Below are 1,810 nucleotides of genomic sequence, written 5' to 3'. Positions count from 1 at the left end.
TTCCAATAACGGAACGACAGCCTGCGCATGCCGCCCGACCGGAGCATTGCATGGGCAGTGCGAGCGCGGTTCGGGAGACATCCGCCGACGCCGGACCGCCCAAGTCTCGTCTATCCCACCAGGCGATGTATGGAGCGTTCGCGATGAAATCCGCCGGCTTGCGGGGAAACCGACGCGACGGCATTTCGACCCCCGTCCCATCGATCGGTTCTGCACGGGCCGGACGCCCCGCCGGATGCCGGCCACCGGGGAGCCGGGCGCGTGCGGCCGACCGGCCGATCCGTTCCCAAAGCCACCCGCCACGCGAGTGGCTTCTGGCGGTTATCGTCCGGGCGGTATATCGCCTGGCGCGTGGCGCTGTATCTTCCCATTGCCAATCTGTCGGTCAACGCGATCGTCATCGTCCTGCTGGGCGGGGGCGTCGGGCTGTTGTCGGGGATGTTCGGGGTCGGTGGCGGGTTTCTGACGACGCCGCTGCTGATCGTCTATGGCATCCCGCCGACGGTGGCGGCGGCATCGTCGGCCAGTCAGGTGACGGGCGCGAGCGTGTCGGGGGTGTTCGCGCACTGGCGGCGGGGCGGGGTGGACGCCAAGATGGGCGGCGTATTGGTCGCCGGCGGGGTGCTGGGCAGTTTCGCGGGCGCGTGGATATTCCGGCTGCTCCAGCAACTGGGCCAGATCGATACGGTGATCGCCGTCGTCTATGTCCTGCTGCTCGGGTCGATCGGCGGGATGATGGCGCGCGAATCGCTGGGTGCGATCGTCGCAACCAAGCGCGGCCGGCCGCCCCGCCCGCGCAAGCGCCGCCACCACCCGCTGGTCGCCGCCTTGCCGTTTCGCACGCGATTCTATGGGTCGGGCCTGTACATCTCGCCGTTGGCGCCGATGATCCTTGGCTTTGGAGTCGGCATCCTGACGATCCTGCTGGGCATCGGCGGCGGCTTCATCCTGGTGCCGGCGATGATCTATCTGCTGGGCATGGCGACGCAGGTCGTGGTCGGCACGTCGTTGTTCCAGACCCTGTTCGTCACCGCGGCAGCGACGATGGTGCATGCGACGACGACCAAGGCGGTCGACATCGTGCTGGCCGCGCTGCTGCTGGTCGGATCGGTGACGGGGGCGCAAGTGGGCGCGCGGTTCGCGACGCGGTTCAAGCCGGAACATCTGCGCCTGGCGCTGGCCATCCTGGTCCTGCTGGTGGGCACGCGCATCCTGCTGGGGCTGGTGTGGCGGCCGGGAGAGATATTTTCGGTCGAGGTGTCGTGAGGCGCTGGCTGGTCGCGCTGCCCGCGTTGCTGATGCTGTGCGGGCAGACCAAGCCGGTGTTGGTGCCCGACGTGTCGCAGCGCGATATCGAGATCGTCTACAGCTTCACCGGCGCCGACCTGCTGCTGTTCGGCGCGATCCTGTATCCGGGCCAAGGCACGCAGACGCAGGAGCGGCCGGCCGATATCGTCGTGGTGGTGAAAGGCCCGACACAGTCGATCCTGATGCGCGAGAAGGAGAAGGTGGCCGGCATCTGGGTGAATGCGGCGCGGCTGCGCTATCGATCGGCGCCGTCCTTCTACGCGATCGCATCGTCGCGGCCGATCGCGGCGCTGGTCGACGATCGCACCCGCGCGATTTACGAACTGGGGCTCGACAGCCTGCAATTGTCGCCGGCGTCGAATGTCGCGTCGGCGGAGCAGGACCGGTTCAGCCGGGGCCTGGTCGACCTGAAACGCCGCGCCGGCCTGTATTACGAAGCGCCGCGCAGCGTCGAGATCACCGACGGCGTATTGTACCGCGCGCGCGTGACCATCCCCGCGCG

Annotated in this window: 2 protein-coding genes; both read left to right on the top strand. The window is 68.1% G+C overall.

Features of this window, described 5'->3' with window-relative positions:
* The first annotated feature begins 351 nt into the window (after positions 1-351).
* On the top strand, positions 352-1,266 hold the full coding sequence (locus tag VF649_RS13205) for a sulfite exporter TauE/SafE family protein (protein WP_331012422.1): 915 nt from the start codon (positions 352-354) through the stop codon (positions 1,264-1,266).
* Positions 1,267-1,298: 32 nt separating this feature from the next.
* Positions 1,299-1,810, top strand: a 512-nt coding sequence (locus VF649_RS13200; protein WP_414713681.1) for a TIGR02186 family protein, incomplete at its 3' end; no start/stop codon positions are given.

The sequence above is a fragment of the Sphingomonas sp. genome, assembly GCF_036387535.1.
Classification (GTDB): domain Bacteria; phylum Pseudomonadota; class Alphaproteobacteria; order Sphingomonadales; family Sphingomonadaceae; genus Sphingomonas_R.
The sequence above is the reverse complement of the archived record's forward strand: the minus strand, read 5'-3'. Positions and strand labels throughout refer to the sequence as shown.